Consider the following 19,585-nt stretch of genomic DNA (forward strand, 5'->3'; position numbering starts at 1 on the left):
TAAAATCGCGGGTTACCCACCACAGCCGCGCCCCACGAGGCCCCATCGCACATGGGCTGGCCGCGCTCCCCATCTGAATGAACGCCCCCGTCGACGTCTCCTTTTTTGCGCGCGCCGCAAAGCCATTGACCAGCTACCGCCCGTACTGGGCCAAGCGCTTTGGCACGGCCCCGTTCTTGCCGATGAGCCGCGCCGAGATGGACAAGCTGGGCTGGGACAGCTGCGACATCATCCTCGTCACGGGCGACGCATATGTCGACCACCCGAGCTTCGGCATGTCCGTCATCGGCCGCACGCTGGAGGCCCAGGGCTTTCGCGTGGGCATCATCGCCCAGCCTGATTGGCAGAGCGCCGAGCCCTTCAAGGTGCTGGGCAAACCCAACCTGTTCTGGGGCGTGACGGCAGGCAACATGGATTCGATGATCAACCGGTACACCGCCGACCGGAAGATCCGCAGCGACGACGCCTACACCCCCGGCGACATCGGCGGCAAGCGTCCCGACCGCGCCGCCATCGTGTACAGCCAGCGCTGCCGCGAGGCCTACAAGGACGTGCCCATCATCCTGGGCGGCATCGAAGGCAGCCTGCGCCGGATTGCCCACTACGACTACTGGAGCGACAAGGTCCGCCGCTCCATCGTGGTGGACGCCAAGTGCGACCTGCTGCTGTACGGCAACGCCGAGCGCGCCCTGGTCGAAGTGGCGCACCGCATCGCGGCGCGCGAGCCGGTCGAGACCATCACCGACGTGCGTGGCACCGCCTTCGTGCGCCGGCCTGACGACGAGACGGGCAAGGGCTGGTTCGAGATCGACTCCACCAGCGTGGACGAACCCGGCCGCGTGGAGGCGCACGTCAACCCCTACATGACGACCAGCGAGCAGGCCGCCGCGCAGGGCAGCACCTGCAGCAAGGACGATGCTCCTGATTCGATAGCTGCTGGCGCAGGCGCAGCAAGCGGTAGCGGCCAAAACAGCCCCAATCCTGCGATCCAGCCCATCCAGTTCGTCGCCAACCCGGCGCTCAAGGCCAAGCTCAAGGTGCCGCCGCGCGACAAGAGCGTGATCCGCCTGCCCAGCTACGAGCAGGTCAAGAGCGACCCGGTGCTGTACGCCCACGCCAACCGCGTGTTGCACCTGGAGACCAACCCCGGCAACGCCCGTGCCCTGGTGCAGGCCCATGGCGAGGGCGTGACCGCCCGCGACGTATGGATCAACCCGCCGCCCATCCCGCTGACCACGGCCGAGATGGACTACGTGTTCGACCTGCACTACGCGCGCGGCCCGCACCCGAGCTACGCCGACGAGAACGGCAGCCACGACCACGGCACCAAGATCCCCGCGTGGGAGATGATCCGCTTCAGCGTGAACATCATGCGCGGCTGCTTTGGCGGCTGCACCTTCTGCTCCATCACCGAGCATGAAGGCCGCATCATCCAAAGCCGCTCCGAGGATTCCATCATCCAGGAGATCGAGGACATCCGCGACAAGGTGAGCGGCTTCACCGGCACCATCAGCGATCTGGGCGGCCCCACGGCCAACATGTACCGCCTGGGCTGCAAGAGCCCCGAGATCGAGGCCGCCTGCCGCAAGCCCAGCTGCGTGTACCCCGGCATCTGCTCCAACCTGGGCACCAACCACGACCCGCTGATCAAGATCTACCGCCGCGGCCGTGCCTTGAAGGGCATCAAAAAGATCCTGATCGGCTCGGGCCTGCGCTACGACCTGGCCGTGAAGAGTCCCGAGTACGTGAAGGAGCTGGTGCAGCACCACGTGGGCGGCTACCTCAAGATCGCGCCCGAGCACACCGAGCAGGGCCCGCTCACCAAGATGATGAAGCCGGGCATCGGCAGCTATGACAAGTTCAAGCAGATGTTCGAGAAGTTCAGCGAAGAGGCGGGCAAGAAGCAGTTCCTGATCCCGTACTTCATCGCCGCGCACCCGGGCACCAGCGACGAGGACATGATGAACCTCGCCATCTGGCTCAAAAAGAACGGTTTCCGCGCCGACCAGGTGCAGACCTTCTACCCGAGCCCCATGGCCACGGCCACAGCCATGTACCACAGCAACAAGAACCCGCTGCGCAAGATCACGCGCGACAGCGAGGCGGTGGACATCGTGCGTGGCGACAAGCGCCGCCGCCTGCACAAGGCCTTTTTGCGCTACCACGACCCGAACAACTGGCCCCTGCTGCGCGATGCGCTCAAAGCCATGGGCCGGGCCGATTTGATCGGCAATGGCAAGCACCATTTGATCCCGACCTTCCAGCCGCTGACTGATGGCGGCTACCAGAGCGCCCGCCGCAAGAATTCGACCCCCACCGGCGCCAAGGCTGCCGTGGTGCCCGCATCGCGCAGCGTGCAGCAGCCGACCAAGGGCCGCATTCTGACGCAGCACACGGGCCTGCCGCCGCGTGTGACGGGCTCTGGTACGGCGCCCGCAGGCCGGCCTGCACCCTCTGGTGCAGGCAAGGGCAACGGCAAGGCATTCAAGAAAGCCCGGTAGGCGCCGCCGTCCCCAGCAATTGCTCCAGCGGCACGGGCTTGGCCACCGCGTAGCCCTGGGCATAGTCCACGCCGATGGTGCGCAACGCATCCACGATGGCGTCGGACTCGGCAAACTCGGCAATCGTCTCTTTGCCCATCACGTGGCCGATGCGGTGGACCATCTCCACCATGGCGCGGCTGGTCGGGTCGTGCAGCAGGTCCTTCACGAAGGCACCGTCGATCTTGAGGTAGTTGACCGGCAGGTGCTTGAGGTAGGTGAACGACGACATGCCGGCACCAAAATCATCCAGTGCGAACCGGCACCCGAGCTGCTGCAGCTCTTTCATCAGGCGCACTGCGTTGGGCAGGTGCGATATGGCGCTGGTTTCGGTGATCTCAAAGCACAGCAGCGCGGGGTCGAGCCCCGACTCGGTGAGGGCGGTGCGGATGTACTTAAGCAGGCTGTCGTCCCCCAGGCTGGTGCCTGAGAGGTTGATGGCGCAGGTGTGCAGCGCCCGCGCACCGGGCGTGCGCTGGTGGCGGGCCAGTGCCTGCAGCGTGTGGCGGATGACCCAGCGGTCGATGGACGGCATCATCCCGTAGTGCTCGGCGGCCGGAATGAAGGTGCCTGGCGACACCAGCTCGCCGTTTTCTTCGCGCAGGCGCAGCAGCACCTCCATGTGCAAGCCTTCGTCGCCCCGGGTCTGCAGCGCACGGATGGTCTGGGCGTGCAACTGGAATTGCCCATGCTCCAGTGCCAGGCGCAGGCGCCTCACCCAGTCCATGTCGCCTTCGCGCCGGGTCATCTCGATGTCTTCGGGCTGGTAGATAAACACGCGGTTGCGCCCGCCTTCCTTGGCGCGGTAGCAGGCCATGTCGGCCACGCGCATGGCCTCCTGGATGGAGGTGAGCGCAGGGATGAGTTGCACCATGCCGATGGACAGGCCGGTGGTCAGTTGCTCGCCCTCCCACGTCAGGCGCAGGTCCTGGCCGGCCTGGCGCAGCTGTTCGGCAATGCGTGCCGAGGGCCCCGCGGGGCAGTCTTTCAGCAGGATGCCGAACTCGTCGCCACCCAGCCTTGCGAGGGTGTCGCCATCGCGCAGGTGGCTTTGCAGCATGCGGCAGACCTCCCGCAGCATCTCGTCGCCGGCCTGGTGGCCGCAGGTGTCGTTGATGAGCTTGAATTGGTCCATGTCTACGTACAGCAGCGACCCCTCGCGGCCCGGCTGGCGTGGGCGGTGGAGCAGGGCTTCCAGGCGCAGTTCGAACTCGCGCCGGTTCACCAAGCCGGTCAGTGCGTCGTGGCTCGCCTGCCAGGACAGTTGCTCCACGTACTGCTGCTCGCGCGTGACGTCGTGCAGCACCAGCACTGCGCCGGTCACCGTGCCATGCTGGCGCAAGGCAGAGGCCATGAGCTTGGTGGGCACCACCGTCTGGTCGGGCCGCACGATGGTGTGGTGGTGGGAGGGGTCTTGCAGGGGGCCATGGGTGCCTTCGCTGGCGTCCCCGCCATCGTCGCTATGTCTATTGCGGTAGTCGTTTCCGTAGTCGTTGCTGGGGGTGGCCAGGATGTCTGCTACCAAGGTGGCGGCAGTCGCCGCGCTGCGCCCGTCGCTGTCGAATTTCAGGACATCTTCGAGTGGCCGCCCGGCAGCCTGCGATGCAGCATGCCCCAGCAGATGTTCCGCCGCGGGGTTCATGTAGACGATTTGGCCATGGACGTTGGTGGTGATCACTGCGTCGCCGATGGCCGTGAGCGTGGTGCGCGCCTGTTCGCGCTCGGCGCTCAGGGCGCGCTCGGCGCGGCGGCGCTGGGTGAGCAGGGTGTGGGTGTGCCATAGCGTCAACACAATCAACGTGGCCGCCATGCCGCCGTTGAGCCACATCAGCAGCAGCACGATGCGGCGCGAGCTGTTGCCCAGCGCCTCGCTGAACCCGCGGGCAACGGGGGTCACGCCGGCGTTGATGTCGCGGATCGTGGCTTGCCAGTGCACCCGGGTGATCTCGTCCACCTGGCCCAGCTCGGTCTCGTGGCGGATCTCGTGCGACAAATCGCGCAGCGCGCTGATGTATTCGTCGCCCACCAGCCAGAACGCCAACGGCTTTTGCACGATGTCGAATTGGTGGAAGTACCGCAGCAGCCAGATCAGGCTGTCGATATCGTCCGGGTGGTTGCCGCCGCGCGCAAAACCTTCGCGTGCCAACGCCACCTGCACCTGTCCCGGCTGCAAGGCCAGGCGGGCCGCGCGATCACCCAAAGGGACTTCCATCGCCTGCGTGAAGCTGTCGAAAGCATGGGGCGATCCGTTGGCGGCGTATTGACCCAGGTAGTAGATGGCATCTTTTTGCCCTTTGGTCCACAGGCTCTCGCCAGCCACGAAGGCCCGCACGGTGGACAGCACATACAGGCTGGCCGTGGCGCAGGCGGCCAGCAGCAGCACCATCGCAATGAAGGGCCAGTTCAGCCGCAACGTCAGCTGCAGGGGACTTCGCTCACCGGACTGCAATGCATCCATCGATTGATCTCCCACCGGGTGCCAAGGCGCCTAGGCTTTTGTGCGGCCACCTCGCGCGAGGGGCCTGGGCCATGCAGGCGCCACCTTCCGAAGGCTCACTGGCGCAAGGGCACCGCCAGGAGGTATCAACGCACTATATAGCGATCATCCGGCAAATGCATGCAAAGCGTGGCGCCGGCCAGCGTGATCTGCGCGCAGCCGAGGCAACGCGTGGGGGCCCAAAGAAAAAGCCCAGGGCAGGTTGTCTGCGCTGGGCCGGTGCGTGAGGTTTGAAAGCGCTTGCCTTCGCCCCACGGGGTGGAATGCAATAAGTCTTACGGCGACGGCGAAGCGGCGCGCGTGCCCACCACCACGGACTGCTGGTCATCCGGCAGGGCCGGCGTGACCAGGTCTTCGATGATGAACGTGCGGTAGTAAAAGGCAGCCACCGCGCCCTCCGGGGTGATGGCGGACACCAGCGCATCTGCGTTGTCCTTGTCGTCCATTTTCACCAGCATGCCGTGGTGGCCGGTGCCGGCCAGGTCGGCAATGCGGCGGACCATGTCGCCTTCGGCGCCGACGGAGGGCAGGGGTGCATCGGCTGTGCCCAGGGTGCGCACGATGTCCTGCAGGATGACATCGGGGCTCGCATAGGCTGCATCGCCCGTATGGCCAGCAGCCTGCAAGGCCGCAGCAGCCTGGCGCACGCAGTCCTCGTCTGGGAACAGCGCAAATACGTGGCCGGTGGGGTAGAAGGTACCGCCCATGTTGGTCATGGACGAATCAAGAATCAGAGGTTTCATGGCCATCTCCCGGTGGTGTTGGAACTCTCTGGATTGAAACCGGGCGCGGGTGCAGGCCGTGTAGGTCGGTGGGCCTTTTTGCCGTCAGCAGGCTGTTTTTTGAGATGAAAATCGCCTCTCCCGCTTGATGTGTAAGCGCCAGCAGCTATTAATTGTGTAGCAATGCACCACGGCACACGGTGGCAGCTAGCGTCCTACCCCGGCGATCCATGCCACCAGTGCCGCGCAGTGCACCACCACGGTCACCCAGTAGACGGCGCGGAAATCCTGCTTGCTCGACTTGTGCCGCATGGCCTGTTGGGCCAGCCACGCGGCAGGCCAACCACCCGCCAGGCCGAGCAGGTGCAGGTGGCTTTCCGCGGTGCGCCAGCGCCCGTCGATGGCTGCGCTCTTGTCGGCTGCGTAGGCCCAGAATGTGATGGCGTTGACTGCCACCGCAGCGGCCAGCGTCGGTGCCAGTGGCAGCTGGCGCGTCCAGATACCCCAGGCCAGCAGGGCAAGCCATCCGAAGGTCAGCAGTAGCGCCAGGCTGCCGGATGCCGGGCTGCCCGCAGCCTCCCGTGGTCGGCGTCGCCGTGGGCTCCGAGGGGCCCGCGCTGTGTGGCCCACATGGCTGCGCTGATGTTGATGTTGCTGCTGATGCGGTGCGGCGCGGCCGCGGGATGGCTCGTCGCGCGCAGTGCGGGCGCTCGCAGCCCATGGCTCCGTCGCTGTCGGTTGTACCGCCATGGCCCGCGGTCCCTTGCCGCCGACGTGGATCTCTTCGTACTGGACGGCCAGGCCTTCACGGGGTGGAGCGCTGCCACGAAAGTCGCGCACATGAAAGAACACATCGGCCGACGTACCGGGGCTGCGGATGAAGCCGAAAGCGCGCGTGGCGTCCCAGCGGATGACGGTGCCTTGCTTTTGCATCGGGTGTCGGTGCCTCAGGCCAGGGTGTGCAGCGGAATGTCCTGCGCAGCCGCCAGCGTATCGAGCTGCGCACGCGTCTGGCTGAGCAGGAACCGGGCTACCGCCTGGTGCGTAGCTGCGGCGCGCAGCACGTCGGCATCGCCCATCGCGGGCAGGCCTGCGGCGGCACACAGGCGGGCGGCAAAGTGTGGCTCCAGCGCAGCCACTGCCACGCGGCCATCGGCACAGGGGTAGATGCGGTAGCCCGCGTGGTGGCCGCCCACGTCACCGTCAGGCGTGGTCAGCCCCCAGTCGCGGGGTTGGGCCAGCCATGCGGCAGCGTCGGCCAGCGCGACTTCGATGCACACGCCGCTGCCGGTGTGGGCGCGCTCCAGCAGTGCCTGCAGCACGGCTTCGCTGGCCATTAGCGCACCGCCCATGTCGGCGTAGAGGGTGGGGGGCATCTCGGTGCCTGTCACCAGCCCGGCGTCGGCCAGGTAGGTGAGGTCGTGGCCCGGCTCCTCGGCCCGTTCGGCCGCGGCGCCCACGATGCGCACCAGCGACAGGCGCGGGTAGCGCGCCTGCAGCGCATCCCATGCCAAGCCCAGCTTGGCCAGCGCCGACGGCCGAAAGGAGGTGATCAGCACATCGGTGCGCACCAGCTCTTCATGCAGCGCTGCCTGCCCTTCAGGCGTCTTGAGGTGGGCCTGCACCACCCGCACGCCCGCATGCAGCGTGGCGTAGGCGGCGGGGCTGTAGATGCCCATGGGGTCGGCGCTGGGTTGGCCGGGCGCGGGAGGTGGTTCCAGCTTGGTGCACTCTGCGCCCAGGTGGGCGCAGCGCATCAGTGCAGCGGGGCCGGGAAGGTTGAGCGCCAGGCTCAGGATGCGGGTGTTGCGAAGCGGCTGGGGCCGGGTGGCGGCCTGTGGCGTCACGGTGGAAACAGTCATGGATGGCATGGCGGTAGCGTTGGGTGGCACAGGGCGCCGGCGGTGGGGCAGGGCACCCCAGGCCGAAACCGGTTGGAACTTTTGGCAGCGGCAAGCGCTCCCTCCAGCGTTATACATAATTTGTTACGCTTCCTGACCCATGCAACGCAGAACTTCAATGGCCGCCCTGGCCGGCCTGGCCACATTTCCGGGAGCTTTCTCCATGACATCTTTGAGCCATGCCGCCGCATTGCCCCAGTTGCAGGCCTTGAAGCCGTCGCCACGCATGCCCGTGCTGTTCGTAGGCCACGGAAGCCCCATGAATGCAATCGAAGACAACGCCTGGCGCCGCAGCTGGCAGGCCACGGGCACTGAGCTGATGGCGCGCGCGGTGCAGCCGCAGCTCATTCTGTGCGTGTCGGCCCACTGGCTCACGCGGGGCGGCTGGCAGGTCACCGGCATGGCGCAGCCCAAGACGATTCATGATTTCGGCGGCTTTCCGCAGGCGCTGTTCGACCAGCAGTACCCCGCACCGGGTGCGCCTGTGGTGGCGCGCAGTATTGCCCAAGAGTTGAAGTCGCCGGCCACGGGCGCAGCGCTGGGTGTGGACGAGGGCGAATGGGGGCTCGACCACGGCACGTGGTCAGTCCTCAAGCCCATGTTCCCCAAAGCGAACATTCCGGTGCTGCAGCTGTCCATGGACTACAGCCGAGCTCCGGCCGAGCACTACGCGCTGGGCCAGCAACTCAAAGGCCTGCGCGACCGCGGCGTGTTGATTGTCGGCAGCGGCAACATCGTGCACAACCTGCGCGCATCGCGCCGCGGCTCTGCCGCCAACGAGGCCTACGACTGGGCCACCGAATTCGACACGGTGGTGCAGGACCAGATCAGGAAGGGCCAGCTGGGAGCCCTGCAGGACTTTCAGAAGCTGGGCGCTGTGGCCCAGCAGGCGCACCCTACGCACGAGCACTATCTGCCTCTGCTGTACGCAGCGGGCGCGGTGGAGTCCAGCGAGATGCCGCGGTTTTTCAACACGGGCTACCAGTCGGCGTCGATCTCGATGCGGTCGGTGTGGTGGGGTTGAGCGGTCAGGTGCGTAGGGGCGGGCGGCGTGGCGCGCAACCGCCCAGGGCGACGGTCTTCGAAGCCTGGCTGTAGCGAGCGCTGCGTACGTCCCATGCTGAAGGGCAACGCCTTCCATCGGCACTGAGGCTCAGAACCCGGGGTGGATGGCTGTCCAATTGCCCTGGCGGGCAATACCATCATTGACGCCTCGAACTTGGCTCTACGGACGTTGCCGAGGCGTCCATATAGCCAGAACGCAGTACGGGCACGGGCTCGCTCGGCTGGGCTCGGTTCGGCTCCATATCCAGCTTTCAACCGTTCGTTCAGATCACGCGTTCCCCAGGGCCCCGCTTTCACATCTGCACGCTAGGACTCCATGCCTCCCGGTCATCGGCAAAGCACATTGAGCTACCGGTCCATGGCTACGCTGCCGGGACTACAAGGCGTCAGGTTGACAGCCGACCCGCCGGCCCTGCGGGCCGCCATATCGTGCATTCAGCAGTGTTGATCTGCAGCGTCGAATGGATGGCTGCGGACCTTGGCGTCACCCTTTTCTTTGCCTTTACCTCTACCGATCACGCCATGCCTCTTCAGCTGCCACAGTCTTCCGCAGTGCGTGGCCTGGCACGTTCGTTGATGCGTTCATTCGCCAAGCCCTTGCGCAAACTTGGCAGCTTGCGCAGCCGCCGCCTCAAGGTTCCTCCCCGCCGCGTGATGGTGTGGTCGGTTTTCTCGGCATTGCCGATGACCATGGTGGTGCTGCTGGGAACCTACCTTTCCTATCATTTCCACGAGCAATTGGTGCAGAGCCGTTCTCAGGTGGACTACACCCACAGGGTCCTGGGCGAGGTCAACCAGCTGTTCATCCTGCTGCAGGACGCCGAGACCGGCCAGCGCGGCTTCGTCATCACAGGAGACGACAGTTATCTCGATCCCTACCAACAGGCGGTCGAGGCCGCCGGGCCGACGTTTGCGCGCCTCAGACAGCTGCTGGTGGGCAGCGCGATTCAGAACTCTCAGATGGACCGGCTCGAGGTGTTGATCGATGACAAGCTCGGTGAACTGCGCGAGGTGATCGCACTGCGTCGCCAGGATGGCTTTGCCTCCGCAGGAACGAGGATCGCCATGGGCCAAGGCAAGCAGCTCATGGACGCCGTGCGCGCTGAAGTACAGGAAGTAGTGCGCACCGAAAAGTCGCTGCTGAACCAACGGCAGGAGGTCGCCAAGCTGCGGGAGCGTGAGTTGATGAAGGTGGGCATGTATGTGGCCGCCCTGTCCATCTTGATGCGCATTGTGCTGGCCATCACGTTGGTGCAGTTGCGCAAGCGCCGCGTGCTGGCCTGATCAGCGCCCTGGAAAGGGCTTGCGTTGCCGGATCATGGAGCGCCCTTGCTGGCTGCGGTGGACTTGGCTGCCGTGCCTTGAATGGTAAGCCAATGCCACCGGTCGCGGTAGCTTGAGGCCTTGGCTTCAAAAAGCGGCAGGTGCGGACACAGAGGGTTGGGCCGCAAAGTGCCCGCGTAAAGTTCCGCCAGCCCATAGGGCGCATACAGCATCGGCAAGGCTGGCGTTGCGCCCGGTTGCAGGCCCACACAGGTGCACGGCACCAGAAACCGCTCGATGCCGGCGCGCGACGACTGCAGTGCGTCGTAGGGAAACCCGAACCATTGCTCGTACCAAAGATGCACCCGGGCCTGGTTCTTGGCTTCCACCGTGATCGGCAGGTCCGAAAACAGGGCAGTGACGCGGGCCTGCACGCTATGTTCCGCGTCCTCCGACAGGTCTGCAGCGTCGAAGTAGAACAGGTCGTAGTCCTTGATGTGCGCAGTGGACGCCCACCCGGAGCGCAGGTTCCATACCGTCTGGAACAGGCAGCCCGCGACCAGCCAGGCATCCGGCAGGCCCAGAAGTGGCAAACGCTCCAGAATGGCCGCGTTGTGCGGGTTCTGGAGCGCTTCGGTCACAAAGCGGCGCTCGAGCGCCGCTCCCGTATCCAACTCAGACCACCTTGGCAATCGACTGGCAGACGTAGTCGATGTTCTTGCTGTTCAGCGCAGCCACGCACATGCGGCCGGTATCGGTACCGTACACGCCGAACTCATTGCGCAGGCGGACCATCTGGTCCTTGGAGAGGCCCGAGTAACTGAACATGCCTATTTGCGTTGTGATGAAGCTCATGTCCTGCTTCACGCCGGCGGCCTTCAGGCCGTCGACCAGCTTCTGGCGCATGGCCTTGATGCGCACGCGCATTTCGGACAGTTCTTTCTCCCACAGTGCGCGCAACTCGGGGTTGTTCAGGACCGCAGCCACCACCGCACCACCGTGGATGGGTGGGTTGGAGTAGTTGGTGCGGATGACGATCTTGAGCTGGCTCAGCACGCGGGAGGCTTCTTCCTTGTCCGTGCACAGCACCGACAGGCCGCCCACGCGCTCGCCGTACAGGCTGAAGCTCTTGGAGAACGAGGTGGACACGAAGAACGTGAGGCCGGCGGCTACGAACTTCTGGATCACGGCGCCGTCTTCGGCAATGCCGTGGCCAAAGCCCTGGTAGGCCATGTCGAGGAATGGCGTGAGGTTCTTGGCCTTGACGGCGGCAACCACTTGGTCCCACTGCTCGGGGGTGATGTCGTAGCCGGTGGGGTTGTGGCAGCAGGCGTGCAGCACGACGATGGTGCCGGCAGCGGCGGCGTTCAGGCTGGCCAGGAAGCCTTCGAAGTTCACGCCGCGCTTGGCAGCGTCGTAGTAAGCGTAGGTGTCAACTTCGAAGCCGGCGTTGGTGAACAGGGCGCGGTGGTTTTCCCAGCTGGGGTCGGAAATCAGTACCTTGGCGTTGGGGCTGACCTTCTTCAAGAAGTCAGCGCCGATCTTCAGGCCGCCGGTGCCGCCGATGGCCTGCACGGTGGCCACGCGGCCGGACGTGACTGGTTCGCTGTCGGCGCCGAACACCAGGCTCTTGACGGCGTTGTCATACGCCACGATGCCGTCGATGGGCAGGTAGCCGCGGGCGGTGGGGGCGGACATCATGGTCTTTTCTGCGGCCTGCACGCACTGCAGCAGGGGCAGCTTGCCGTTGTCGTCGAAATAAACGCCGACGCCCAGGTTGACCTTGTTGGGGTTGGTGTCAGCGTTGAATTGCTCGTTGAGGCCCAGGATGGGGTCGCGGGGGGCCATTTCGACGGCGGTGAACAGAGACATGAAAATCCTTGAAAGGTTGTCAGTAGCGAAGAATCCAGGCGTGGTGTACTGTGCCGGGTTCCGCCGATTTTAACGGCCTGCCCACACTACTCGTTGACTGCACCCATGCCGGATATCACACAGGTCATAACGGAAAAGCAAGACGGCGAATTCGTCAGCTTTCCCGATTCACCCTTCGAGCTGTTCCAGCCGTACCCGCCTGCGGGCGACCAGCCCGAGGCCATTGCCAAGCTGGTCGAGGGCCTGAACGACGGCGAAGCCTTCCAGACCCTGCTGGGCGTGACGGGCTCGGGCAAGACTTTCACCATGGCCAACGTCATCGCCCGTATGGGGCGCCCGGCCATCATCTTTGCGCCCAACAAGACGCTGGCCGCGCAGTTGTACAGCGAGTTTCGCGAGTTCTTCCCCAAGAACGCCGTCGAGTACTTCGTGAGCTACTACGACTACTACCAGCCCGAAGCTTACGTGCCGCAGCGCGACCTGTTCATCGAGAAGGACAGCGCGATCAACGAGCACATCGAGCAGATGCGGCTGTCTTGCACCAAGAGCCTGATGGAGCGGCGCGATGTGGTCATCGTGGCCACTGTGTCGGCCATCTACGGCATCGGCGAGCCCGAGAGCTACCACCGCATGGTGATGACGCTGCGCGTGGGCGACAAGCTGGGCCAGCGCGACGTGATCGCGCAGCTGATCCGCATGCAGTACCAGCGCAACGAGGCCGATTTTTCACGCGGCAAGTTCCGCGTGCGGGGCGACACGATCGACGTGTTTCCGGCCGAGCACTCCGAGCTGGCGATCCGGATCGAGCTTTTTGACGACGAAGTGGAGAGCCTGCAGCTGTTCGACCCCTTGACCGGCCGCGTCAAGCAAAAGATACCGCGCTTCACGGTGTATCCCAGCAGCCACTACGTCACACCACGTGACAAGGTGCTCACCGCTGTGGAGACCATCAAGCTGGAGCTGGCCGAACGCCTGCAGCAACTGTTGGCCGACGGCAAGCTGGTGGAGGCGCAGCGGCTGGAGCAGCGTACCCGGTTCGATCTGGAGATGCTCAGCGAAGTAGGGCACTGCAAGGGCATCGAGAACTACACGCGCCATTTGTCCGGCTCGCCGCCGGGCAGCCCGCCCAGCACGCTGACGGACTACATGCCCAAGGATGCGCTGATGTTTCTGGACGAGAGCCACCAGATGATCGGGCAGCTCAACGCCATGTACAGCGGCGACCGGTCGCGCAAGACCACGCTGGTGGAGTATGGCTTTCGGCTTCCGTCGGCTCTGGACAACCGGCCGCTCAAGTTCGAGGAATTCGAGCAGCGCATGCGCCAGGCGATCTTTGTGACGGCCACTCCCGCGGAGTACGAACGCACGCATTCCGGGCAGATCGTGGACCAGGTGGTGCGTCCGACCGGGCTGGTGGACCCGCAGGTCGAAGTGCGCCCGGCCACCCACCAAGTGGATGATGTGCTGCAAGAAATACGCATTCGCGTCGAAAAGCGTGAAAGAGTACTCATCACCACGCTGACCAAGCGGATGGCGGAGCAGCTGACGGACTACCTGACCGACAACGGCGTGAAGGTGCGCTACCTGCACAGCGATGTGGACACGGTCGAGCGCGTCGAGATCATCCGGGACCTGCGCCTGGGCGCTTTCGACGTGCTGGTGGGCATCAACCTGCTGCGGGAGGGGCTGGACATCCCGGAGGTGTCTCTGGTGGCCATTCTGGATGCCGACAAGGAAGGGTTCTTGCGTGCCGAGCGCAGCCTGATCCAGACCATCGGCCGCGCAGCGCGCAATTTGAACGGCAGAGCCATCCTGTATGCCGACCGAATCACCGAGTCCATGAAAAAAGCCATGGGCGAGACGGAACGACGCCGCATCAAGCAGATCGCACACAACGAGGAACACGGAATCACTCCGCGCAGCATTGTCAAGCGGGTAAGAGACCTGATTGACGGCGTGTACAGCGAAAAAGCCGGCAAGGATGCCGAGCGGCTGGAGCAGGAAGCCATGCGGCGCGCGCAGGTGGAGGACATGTCCGAGAAGGACGTGGCGCGCGAGATCAAGCGGCTGGAAAAGCTCATGCTGGAGCACGCGCGCAACCTGGAATTCGAGCAAGCTGCCCGCGTGCGGGACCAGCTCACGAAGCTCAAGGACCAGGCATTTGGTGCGCACGGGAACGATTCGGTGGCCTTGTGAATGGGCGTTGAAAGCGCCGGGTAAGACATCACTGATCAAATTGCGACCAGTTGGTTTTTTATCCCGACCAATTCGATAGGGATTTGTGTTATACTTGCACAAAATACTCAAGAAAACAGCCCAGCGATGAAGGGCTCCTTGCACGCCTTTGCAGGCGACCGCACGGAGAAGGGGCGGAGACGGTGCCTCATTGGCCATCAGCCAATGGCGGCGGTTTCTACAACGAACAAGCCTTAGCACAAGGAGCTTGCGATGCGTCTCACAACCAAAGGCCGTTTTGCGGTCACCGCCATGATCGATTTGGCCCTGCGCCAGAACAATGGCCCCGTCACGCTGGCTGCGATCAGCCAGCGGCAGCAAATTTCTTTGTCGTACCTCGAGCAGCTGTTCGGCAAACTGCGCCGCCACGAACTGGTGGAGTCCACCCGTGGCCCCGGTGGCGGTTACACCCTGGCCCGCAAGGCCGGTGATATCACCGTGGCAGACATCATCGTGTCGGTGGATGAGCCCATCGACGCGACCCAGTGCGGCGGCAAGGAAAACTGCCTGGGCGAAGCTGGTCGGTGCATGACGCACGAGCTGTGGGCGTCCCTGAACCAGCGCATGGTGGAGTTCCTCGATTCCGTCACGCTGCAAAAGCTGGTGGAAGAACAACTCGCCAAGGGTGTGCAGATCGAAGACAAGCCTGTGGTGCGCCGCGCGATCTCCACGACGCCGGTGGTCAAGCCCATCCGCGTGAACGCCCCGAACTCCGTTTTTGCCCTGGGCAACGTTTTCGCGAAGTCTTGAGCTTCGGTGCGCTGTGCTGACCCTGGGGTCGGCACCGCCCTGAACGTTATTTGAACATCGACCTTCTTCCTGCAAATCTGCCAGCCAGAAACTTCTACTGAGCCAGCCATGGACATGACCCCGCACTTCCCCATCTATCTCGACTACGGCGCCACCACCCCGGTGGACCCGCGCGTGGTGGACGCCATGATCCCGTGGCTGCGTGAGCACTTTGGCAACGCGGCTTCGCGCAGCCACGCCTGGGGCTGGGAAGCGGAAGCGGCGATCGAAAACGCACGTGGCCAAGTGGCCGACCTCATCGGTGCCGACCCGCGCGAGATCGTCTGGACCAGCGGCGCCACCGAGTCGATCAACCTCGCCTTGAAGGGCGCTGCGCAGTTCTACAAGGGCAAGGGCAAGCATCTCATCACGCTCAAGACCGAGCACAAGGCGGTGCTGGACACCGTGCGCGAGCTGGAGCGCCAAGGCTTCGAGGCAACCTACCTCGACGTGCAGGAAGACGGGCTCGTGAACATGGACGCCCTCAAGGCGGCCATCCGCCCCGACACCATCCTCATCAGTGTGCTTTTCGTGAACAACGAGATCGGCGTGATCCAGGACATTCCGGCCATCGGCGCGTTGTGCCGTGAAAAAGGCATTCTGTTCCACGTCGATGCCGCACAGGCCACCGGCCGTGTGGCCATCGACATGGCGACGCTGCCCGTCGACCTGATGAGCATGACGGCTCACAAGACTTACGGCCCCAAGGGCGTTGGCGCCCTGTACGTGCGCCGCAAGCCCCGCGTCCGTCTGGAAGCCCAGATGCACGGCGGCGGCCATGAGCGCGGCATGCGCTCTGGCACCTTGCCCACCCACCAGATCGTGGGCATGGGCGAGGCGTTTCGCATTGCCAAGGAAGAAATGGCCGAAAGCAATGCCAAGGCGCATGCCTTGCAGCAGCGCCTGCTCGACGGCCTGAAGGACATCGAACAGGTGTTCATCAACGGCAGCATGGAGCACCGCGTACCTCAGAACCTGAACATGAGCTTCAACTACGTCGAAGGCGAGTCGCTCATCATGGGCATCAAGGGTCTTGCGGTGTCGTCCGGCTCCGCCTGCACGTCTGCCAGCCTGGAGCCCAGCTACGTGCTGCGCGCCCTGGGCCGCAGCGACGAGCTGGCGCACAGCAGCCTGCGCATGACCATCGGCCGCTTCACCACGGAAGAAGAGATCGACTACGCGATCTCCACCATCCGCGAGAACGTGGCCCGCCTGCGCGAGCTGAGCCCGCTGTGGGAGATGTACAAGGACGGCATCGATATCAGCACCATCCAGTGGGCTGCGCACTGACCCCCAATTTCTGAAGATTCAAGAGGTACACATCATGGCTTACTCAGACAAAGTGGTTGACCACTACGAAAACCCCCGCAACGTCGGCTCGTTCGACAAGGGTGATGATTCGGTGGGCACCGGCATGGTCGGCGCGCCTGCCTGCGGCGACGTGATGAAGCTGCAGATCAAGGTGAACCCCGCCACGGGCGTGATCGAAGACGCTCGCTTCAAGACCTACGGCTGTGGCTCTGCCATTGCGTCGTCGTCGCTCGTGACCGAATGGGTCAAAGGCAAGACGCTGGACGAAGCGGCTGCGCTCAAGAACAGTGAAATCGCCGAAGAACTGGCACTGCCACCGGTGAAGGTGCACTGCTCCATCCTCGCCGAAGACGCGATCAAGGCCGCCGTGCTGGACTACAAGACCAAGCACGCAGCCACGGCCACCGCTGCTGCCTGAGTTGATCCACAAAGAGAGAGATATGGCCATCACGCTGACAGAAGCCGCTGCCCGGCATGTGAACCGTTACCTGTCCCGCAGGGGTAAGGGACTGGGCGTGCGCCTGGGTGTCAAGACGACGGGGTGCTCCGGGCTGGCGTACAAGCTGGAGTACGTCGATGACTCCGCGCCTGAAGACATCGTGTTCGAGAACCACGGCGTCAAGGTGCTCATCGACCCCAAGAGCCTGGCGTACATCGACGGCACCGAGCTCGACTTCGTGCGTGAGGGCCTCAACGAGGGCTTCAAGTTCAACAACCCCAACGAACGCGATCGCTGCGGCTGTGGAGAGAGCTTCCGCGTCTGAGCCGGCTCTGGCCGAGTGCCTGCCAAACCGCCACCGCGCACCTTGCGTACTGGCGGTTTTTTGTTGACCTGCCCATTCGATATCCGACGACGAACCGCGCATGAACCTGCAATCTGACGACTTTGAACTCTTTGGCCTGGCGCGTGGCTTCGCGCAGGATCGAAGCGCCATTGATGCGCGCTGGAAGGAATTGCAGCGGGAGGCCCACCCCGACAAATTTGCGGCCCAGGGCGCCGCGGCCCAGCGCGTGGCCATGCAGTGGTCGGTGCGCATCAACGAGGCCTACCAGCGCCTGAAGGACCCGATGCGCCGTGCCGCCTACTTGTGCGAGCTCCACGGTGCGCCCATCCGTGCTGAGGACAACACCGCGATGCCCACCGCGTTCCTCATGCAGCAGATGGAATGGCGTGAGGCCTTGGAAGAGGCCGAGGCGGAGCCCGAACTGGATGCGCTGGACGACACCGTGGCGCAAGCCCGCCGGGAGGCGCTTGCCGAATGCGAAGCGCTGATCGATCGCCAGCACGACTATGCGGGTGCTTCCCAGCAGGTCAGAGCCCTCATGTTCATTGCGCGATTTGCCGACGACATCGAGCGCCGGCGAGAGCAACTGGGACAATAGCCCCTGTTCCTCGTGTTCCCCATTCAGAGGCAGGCCGTGACCCTGGTCTGCTTTCTTCGTTAGAGATACCGAATTCCCATGGCGCTTTTGCAGATTTCCGAGCCCGGCCAGTCCCCCGACCCGCACCAGCGGCGCATTGCCGTGGGCATTGATTTGGGCACCACGCATTCGTTGGTCGCTGCCGTGCGCAATGGCGTCGCAGAATGCCTGCCCGACGCGCAGGGCAGGGTGCTGCTGCCGTCGGTAGTGCGTTACCTGTCCAATGGCGGCCGCCAGATCGGCCATGACGCTGTGGCTGCGCAGACGCAGGATGCCCGCAACACGATTGCATCGGTCAAACGCTTCATGGGCCGTGGCCTGCGCGATGTGGTGGGCGCCGACAAGCTGCCCTACGAGTTCGTCTCGGGCAGCGAGCCACAGTCCGAAGGCATGGTCAGCTTGGCCACCGCCGATGGCGTCAAGTCGCCCGTCGAGGTCAGCGCCGAAATTCTGGCCACGCTCCGCTACCGGGCCGAAGACACCTTCAACGACGACCTGTACGGCGCGGTCATTACCGTGCCTGCGTATTTCGACGATGCCCAGCGCCAGGCTACCAAAGACGCTGCCAAGTTGGCCGGCATCAATCTGCTGCGCCTCATCAACGAACCCACTGCCGCGGCCATCGCCTATGGGCTGGACAACGCGAGCGAGGGTGTCTATGCCGTGTACGACCTGGGCGGCGGTACGTTCGACATCTCTATCCTGCGTCTCACGCAGGGCGTGTTCGAGGTGATAGCGACCGGCGGCGACTCGGCTCTTGGCGGGGACGACTACGACGCAGCCCTGGCGGACTGGGTGCTGGGCCAACTGAACCTTCAGGTGGACACCCCAGCCGACAAGGCGGCCGTGCGGATGGCGGCGCGGGCCTGCAAGGAAGCTCTGACTGCTACGGATTTGATAGCTTTCAGCGCCCAGCTGTCGAGCGGTAGCGTGCATTTTGATGTCAAGAAATCAGAATTTGAGGCCGCGACGGCCGAGTTGACCGCGCGCTCCATAGCTGCCGTGCGCCGCGCTCTGCGCGATGCGCATCTGGCCCGCGACGAGGTGCAGGGCGTGGTGATGGTGGGTGGCTCCACCCGCATGCCGCAGGTGCAGCGCGCCGTGGCGGAGTTCTTTGGCAAGGAGCCGCTGAACAACCTGAACCCCGACGAGGTGGTGGCCCTGGGCGCATCCGTGCAGGCCAACCAGTTGGCGGGCAACGACACCGCGGGCGACCTGCTGCTGCTGGATGTGACGCCGCTGTCGCTGGGCATCGAAACCATGGGCGGTTTGGTAGAGCGCATCGTGGCGCGCAACGAAACCATTCCCACGGCCAAGGCGCAGGACTTCACCACCTACAAGGACGGCCAGACCGCGCTGGCCATCCACGTGTTGCAGGGCGAGCGCGACCTGGTGCAGGACTGCCGCAGCCTGGCGCGCTTCGAGCTGCGCGGCATTCCGCCCATGGCGGCCGGTGCCGCCCGCATCAGGGTGACCTTCACTGTGGATGCCGACGGCCTGTTGAGCGTGAGCGCCAAGGAGCAGGGCAGCGGCGTGGAAGCGCGCATCGATGTGAAGCCTTCGTACGGCCTGTCTGACGACGAGATCGCCCGCATGTTGCAGGATGGCTTTGCCACCGCCGCGCAGGACATGAAGGCCCGTGCCGTGGTGGAAGCCCGTGTGGATGCCGACCGCATGCTCATTGCCACCGAAAGCGCGCTGAATGCCGATGGCGATGTGCTGCTGGCCGGGGAGCGTGCCCGCATCGATGCATTGATGGAGGCGCTGCGCCAGCAACGTGATGCAGACGATGCTGCCGTGATCGAGGCCGCCACCGAAGCCCTGGCCAAGGGCACCGAAGCCTTTGCAGCACAGCGCATGAACCGCGGTATTCAGCAGGCGCTGGCGGGCAAGAACGTGCAGGCGCTCTGAGCGACCACGCCCCGCCACCGACGCAACACGCACTGCGACCCCAGCACAACGACACCG

At 64.5% G+C, this 19,585-nt stretch carries 16 protein-coding genes; 10 read left to right on the forward strand and 6 right to left on the reverse strand.

Annotation, left to right across the window (positions count from 1 at the left end; translation table 11 throughout):
- Window positions 1-77: 77 nt before the first annotated feature.
- On the forward strand, window positions 78-2,501 hold the full coding sequence (locus ACSQ3N_RS12215) for a YgiQ family radical SAM protein (RefSeq protein WP_056168838.1): 2,424 nt from the start codon (window positions 78-80) through the stop codon (window positions 2,499-2,501).
- Here ACSQ3N_RS12215 and ACSQ3N_RS12220 read toward each other — a convergent pair.
- The 4 genes from ACSQ3N_RS12220 to ACSQ3N_RS12235 all read right to left on the reverse strand — a co-directional run bounded on the left by ACSQ3N_RS12220 (window position 2,485) and on the right by ACSQ3N_RS12235 (window position 7,621).
- Entirely contained in the window at window positions 2,485-4,998 is a 2,514-nt protein-coding gene (locus ACSQ3N_RS12220) for an EAL domain-containing protein (protein ID WP_436146379.1), read from the reverse strand. The genes ACSQ3N_RS12215 and ACSQ3N_RS12220 overlap by 17 nt on opposite strands.
- A 314-nt stretch (window positions 4,999-5,312) precedes the next feature.
- Window positions 5,313-5,780: a hypothetical protein gene (locus tag ACSQ3N_RS12225; RefSeq protein WP_056169365.1), complete on the reverse strand. Its 468-nt coding sequence runs from the start codon at window positions 5,778-5,780 to the stop codon at window positions 5,313-5,315.
- A 186-nt stretch (window positions 5,781-5,966) separates the two neighbouring features.
- Entirely contained in the window at window positions 5,967-6,692 is a 726-nt protein-coding gene (locus tag ACSQ3N_RS12230; protein WP_056168840.1) for a DUF1294 domain-containing protein, read from the reverse strand.
- 14 nt (window positions 6,693-6,706) lie between these two features.
- The gene (locus ACSQ3N_RS12235; protein WP_056168844.1) at window positions 6,707-7,621 is read right to left on the reverse strand and encodes a CoA transferase; all 915 of its coding nucleotides are present in this window, start codon (window positions 7,619-7,621) and stop codon (window positions 6,707-6,709) included.
- Window positions 7,622-7,778: 157 nt separating this feature from the next.
- On the opposite strand from ACSQ3N_RS12235, the gene ygiD reads away from it, so the two are divergent.
- Together ygiD and ACSQ3N_RS12245 are read left to right on the forward strand one after the other, a co-directional pair.
- The gene (gene ygiD, locus ACSQ3N_RS12240; protein WP_056168847.1) at window positions 7,779-8,684 is read left to right on the forward strand and encodes a 4,5-DOPA dioxygenase extradiol; all 906 of its coding nucleotides are present in this window, start codon (window positions 7,779-7,781) and stop codon (window positions 8,682-8,684) included.
- A 470-nt stretch (window positions 8,685-9,154) separates the two neighbouring features.
- Window positions 9,155-10,009 (forward strand): CHASE3 domain-containing protein, encoded by an 855-nt coding sequence (locus ACSQ3N_RS12245; protein ID WP_436146380.1) that lies wholly within the window; start codon window positions 9,155-9,157, stop codon window positions 10,007-10,009.
- A gap of 32 nt (window positions 10,010-10,041) precedes the next feature.
- Here the strand turns inward: ACSQ3N_RS12245 and ACSQ3N_RS12250 are convergent, their stop codons facing one another.
- Window positions 10,042-10,629: a nucleotidyltransferase family protein gene (locus tag ACSQ3N_RS12250; RefSeq protein WP_235507390.1), complete on the reverse strand. Its 588-nt coding sequence runs from the start codon at window positions 10,627-10,629 to the stop codon at window positions 10,042-10,044.
- Between the two features lie 34 nt (window positions 10,630-10,663).
- Window positions 10,664-11,860: an amino acid aminotransferase gene (locus ACSQ3N_RS12255; protein WP_056168856.1), complete on the reverse strand. Its 1,197-nt coding sequence runs from the start codon at window positions 11,858-11,860 to the stop codon at window positions 10,664-10,666.
- A 105-nt stretch (window positions 11,861-11,965) separates the two neighbouring features.
- On the opposite strand from ACSQ3N_RS12255, the gene uvrB reads away from it, so the two are divergent.
- The 7 genes from uvrB (at window position 11,966) to hscA (ending at window position 19,528) form a co-directional block, all read left to right on the forward strand.
- Entirely contained in the window at window positions 11,966-14,056 is a 2,091-nt protein-coding gene (gene uvrB, locus ACSQ3N_RS12260; RefSeq protein WP_056168858.1) for an excinuclease ABC subunit UvrB, read from the forward strand.
- A 252-nt stretch (window positions 14,057-14,308) separates the two neighbouring features.
- Window positions 14,309-14,845 (forward strand): Fe-S cluster assembly transcriptional regulator IscR, encoded by a 537-nt coding sequence (gene iscR, locus ACSQ3N_RS12265; protein ID WP_007851285.1) that lies wholly within the window; start codon window positions 14,309-14,311, stop codon window positions 14,843-14,845.
- Window positions 14,846-14,953: 108 nt separating this feature from the next.
- Window positions 14,954-16,174, forward strand: coding sequence for an IscS subfamily cysteine desulfurase (locus tag ACSQ3N_RS12270; protein WP_056168861.1), 1,221 nt, complete (start codon window positions 14,954-14,956; stop codon window positions 16,172-16,174).
- Window positions 16,175-16,208: 34 nt separating this feature from the next.
- Window positions 16,209-16,613 carry a Fe-S cluster assembly scaffold IscU gene (gene iscU, locus ACSQ3N_RS12275; RefSeq protein WP_056168864.1) on the forward strand — a complete coding sequence of 135 codons (405 nt, stop codon included), beginning with the start codon at window positions 16,209-16,211 and terminating at the stop codon, window positions 16,611-16,613.
- A 22-nt stretch (window positions 16,614-16,635) separates the two neighbouring features.
- Complete coding sequence (gene iscA / locus ACSQ3N_RS12280; RefSeq protein ID WP_056168867.1) at window positions 16,636-16,959, forward strand: iron-sulfur cluster assembly protein IscA; 324 nt, start codon at window positions 16,636-16,638, stop codon at window positions 16,957-16,959.
- Window positions 16,960-17,059: 100 nt separating this feature from the next.
- Window positions 17,060-17,578, forward strand: a complete 519-nt coding sequence (gene hscB, locus ACSQ3N_RS12285; RefSeq protein ID WP_056168870.1) for a Fe-S protein assembly co-chaperone HscB — start codon at window positions 17,060-17,062, stop codon at window positions 17,576-17,578.
- A gap of 78 nt (window positions 17,579-17,656) precedes the next feature.
- Window positions 17,657-19,528, forward strand: coding sequence for a Fe-S protein assembly chaperone HscA (gene hscA, locus ACSQ3N_RS12290; RefSeq protein WP_436146381.1), 1,872 nt, complete (start codon window positions 17,657-17,659; stop codon window positions 19,526-19,528).
- Window positions 19,529-19,585 lie beyond the last annotated feature (57 nt).

Origin of the sequence: Acidovorax sp. LjRoot194, assembly GCF_964253015.1 — a bacterium.
In the GTDB taxonomy this organism is placed as follows: Bacteria; Pseudomonadota; Gammaproteobacteria; order Burkholderiales; family Burkholderiaceae_C; genus Acidovorax.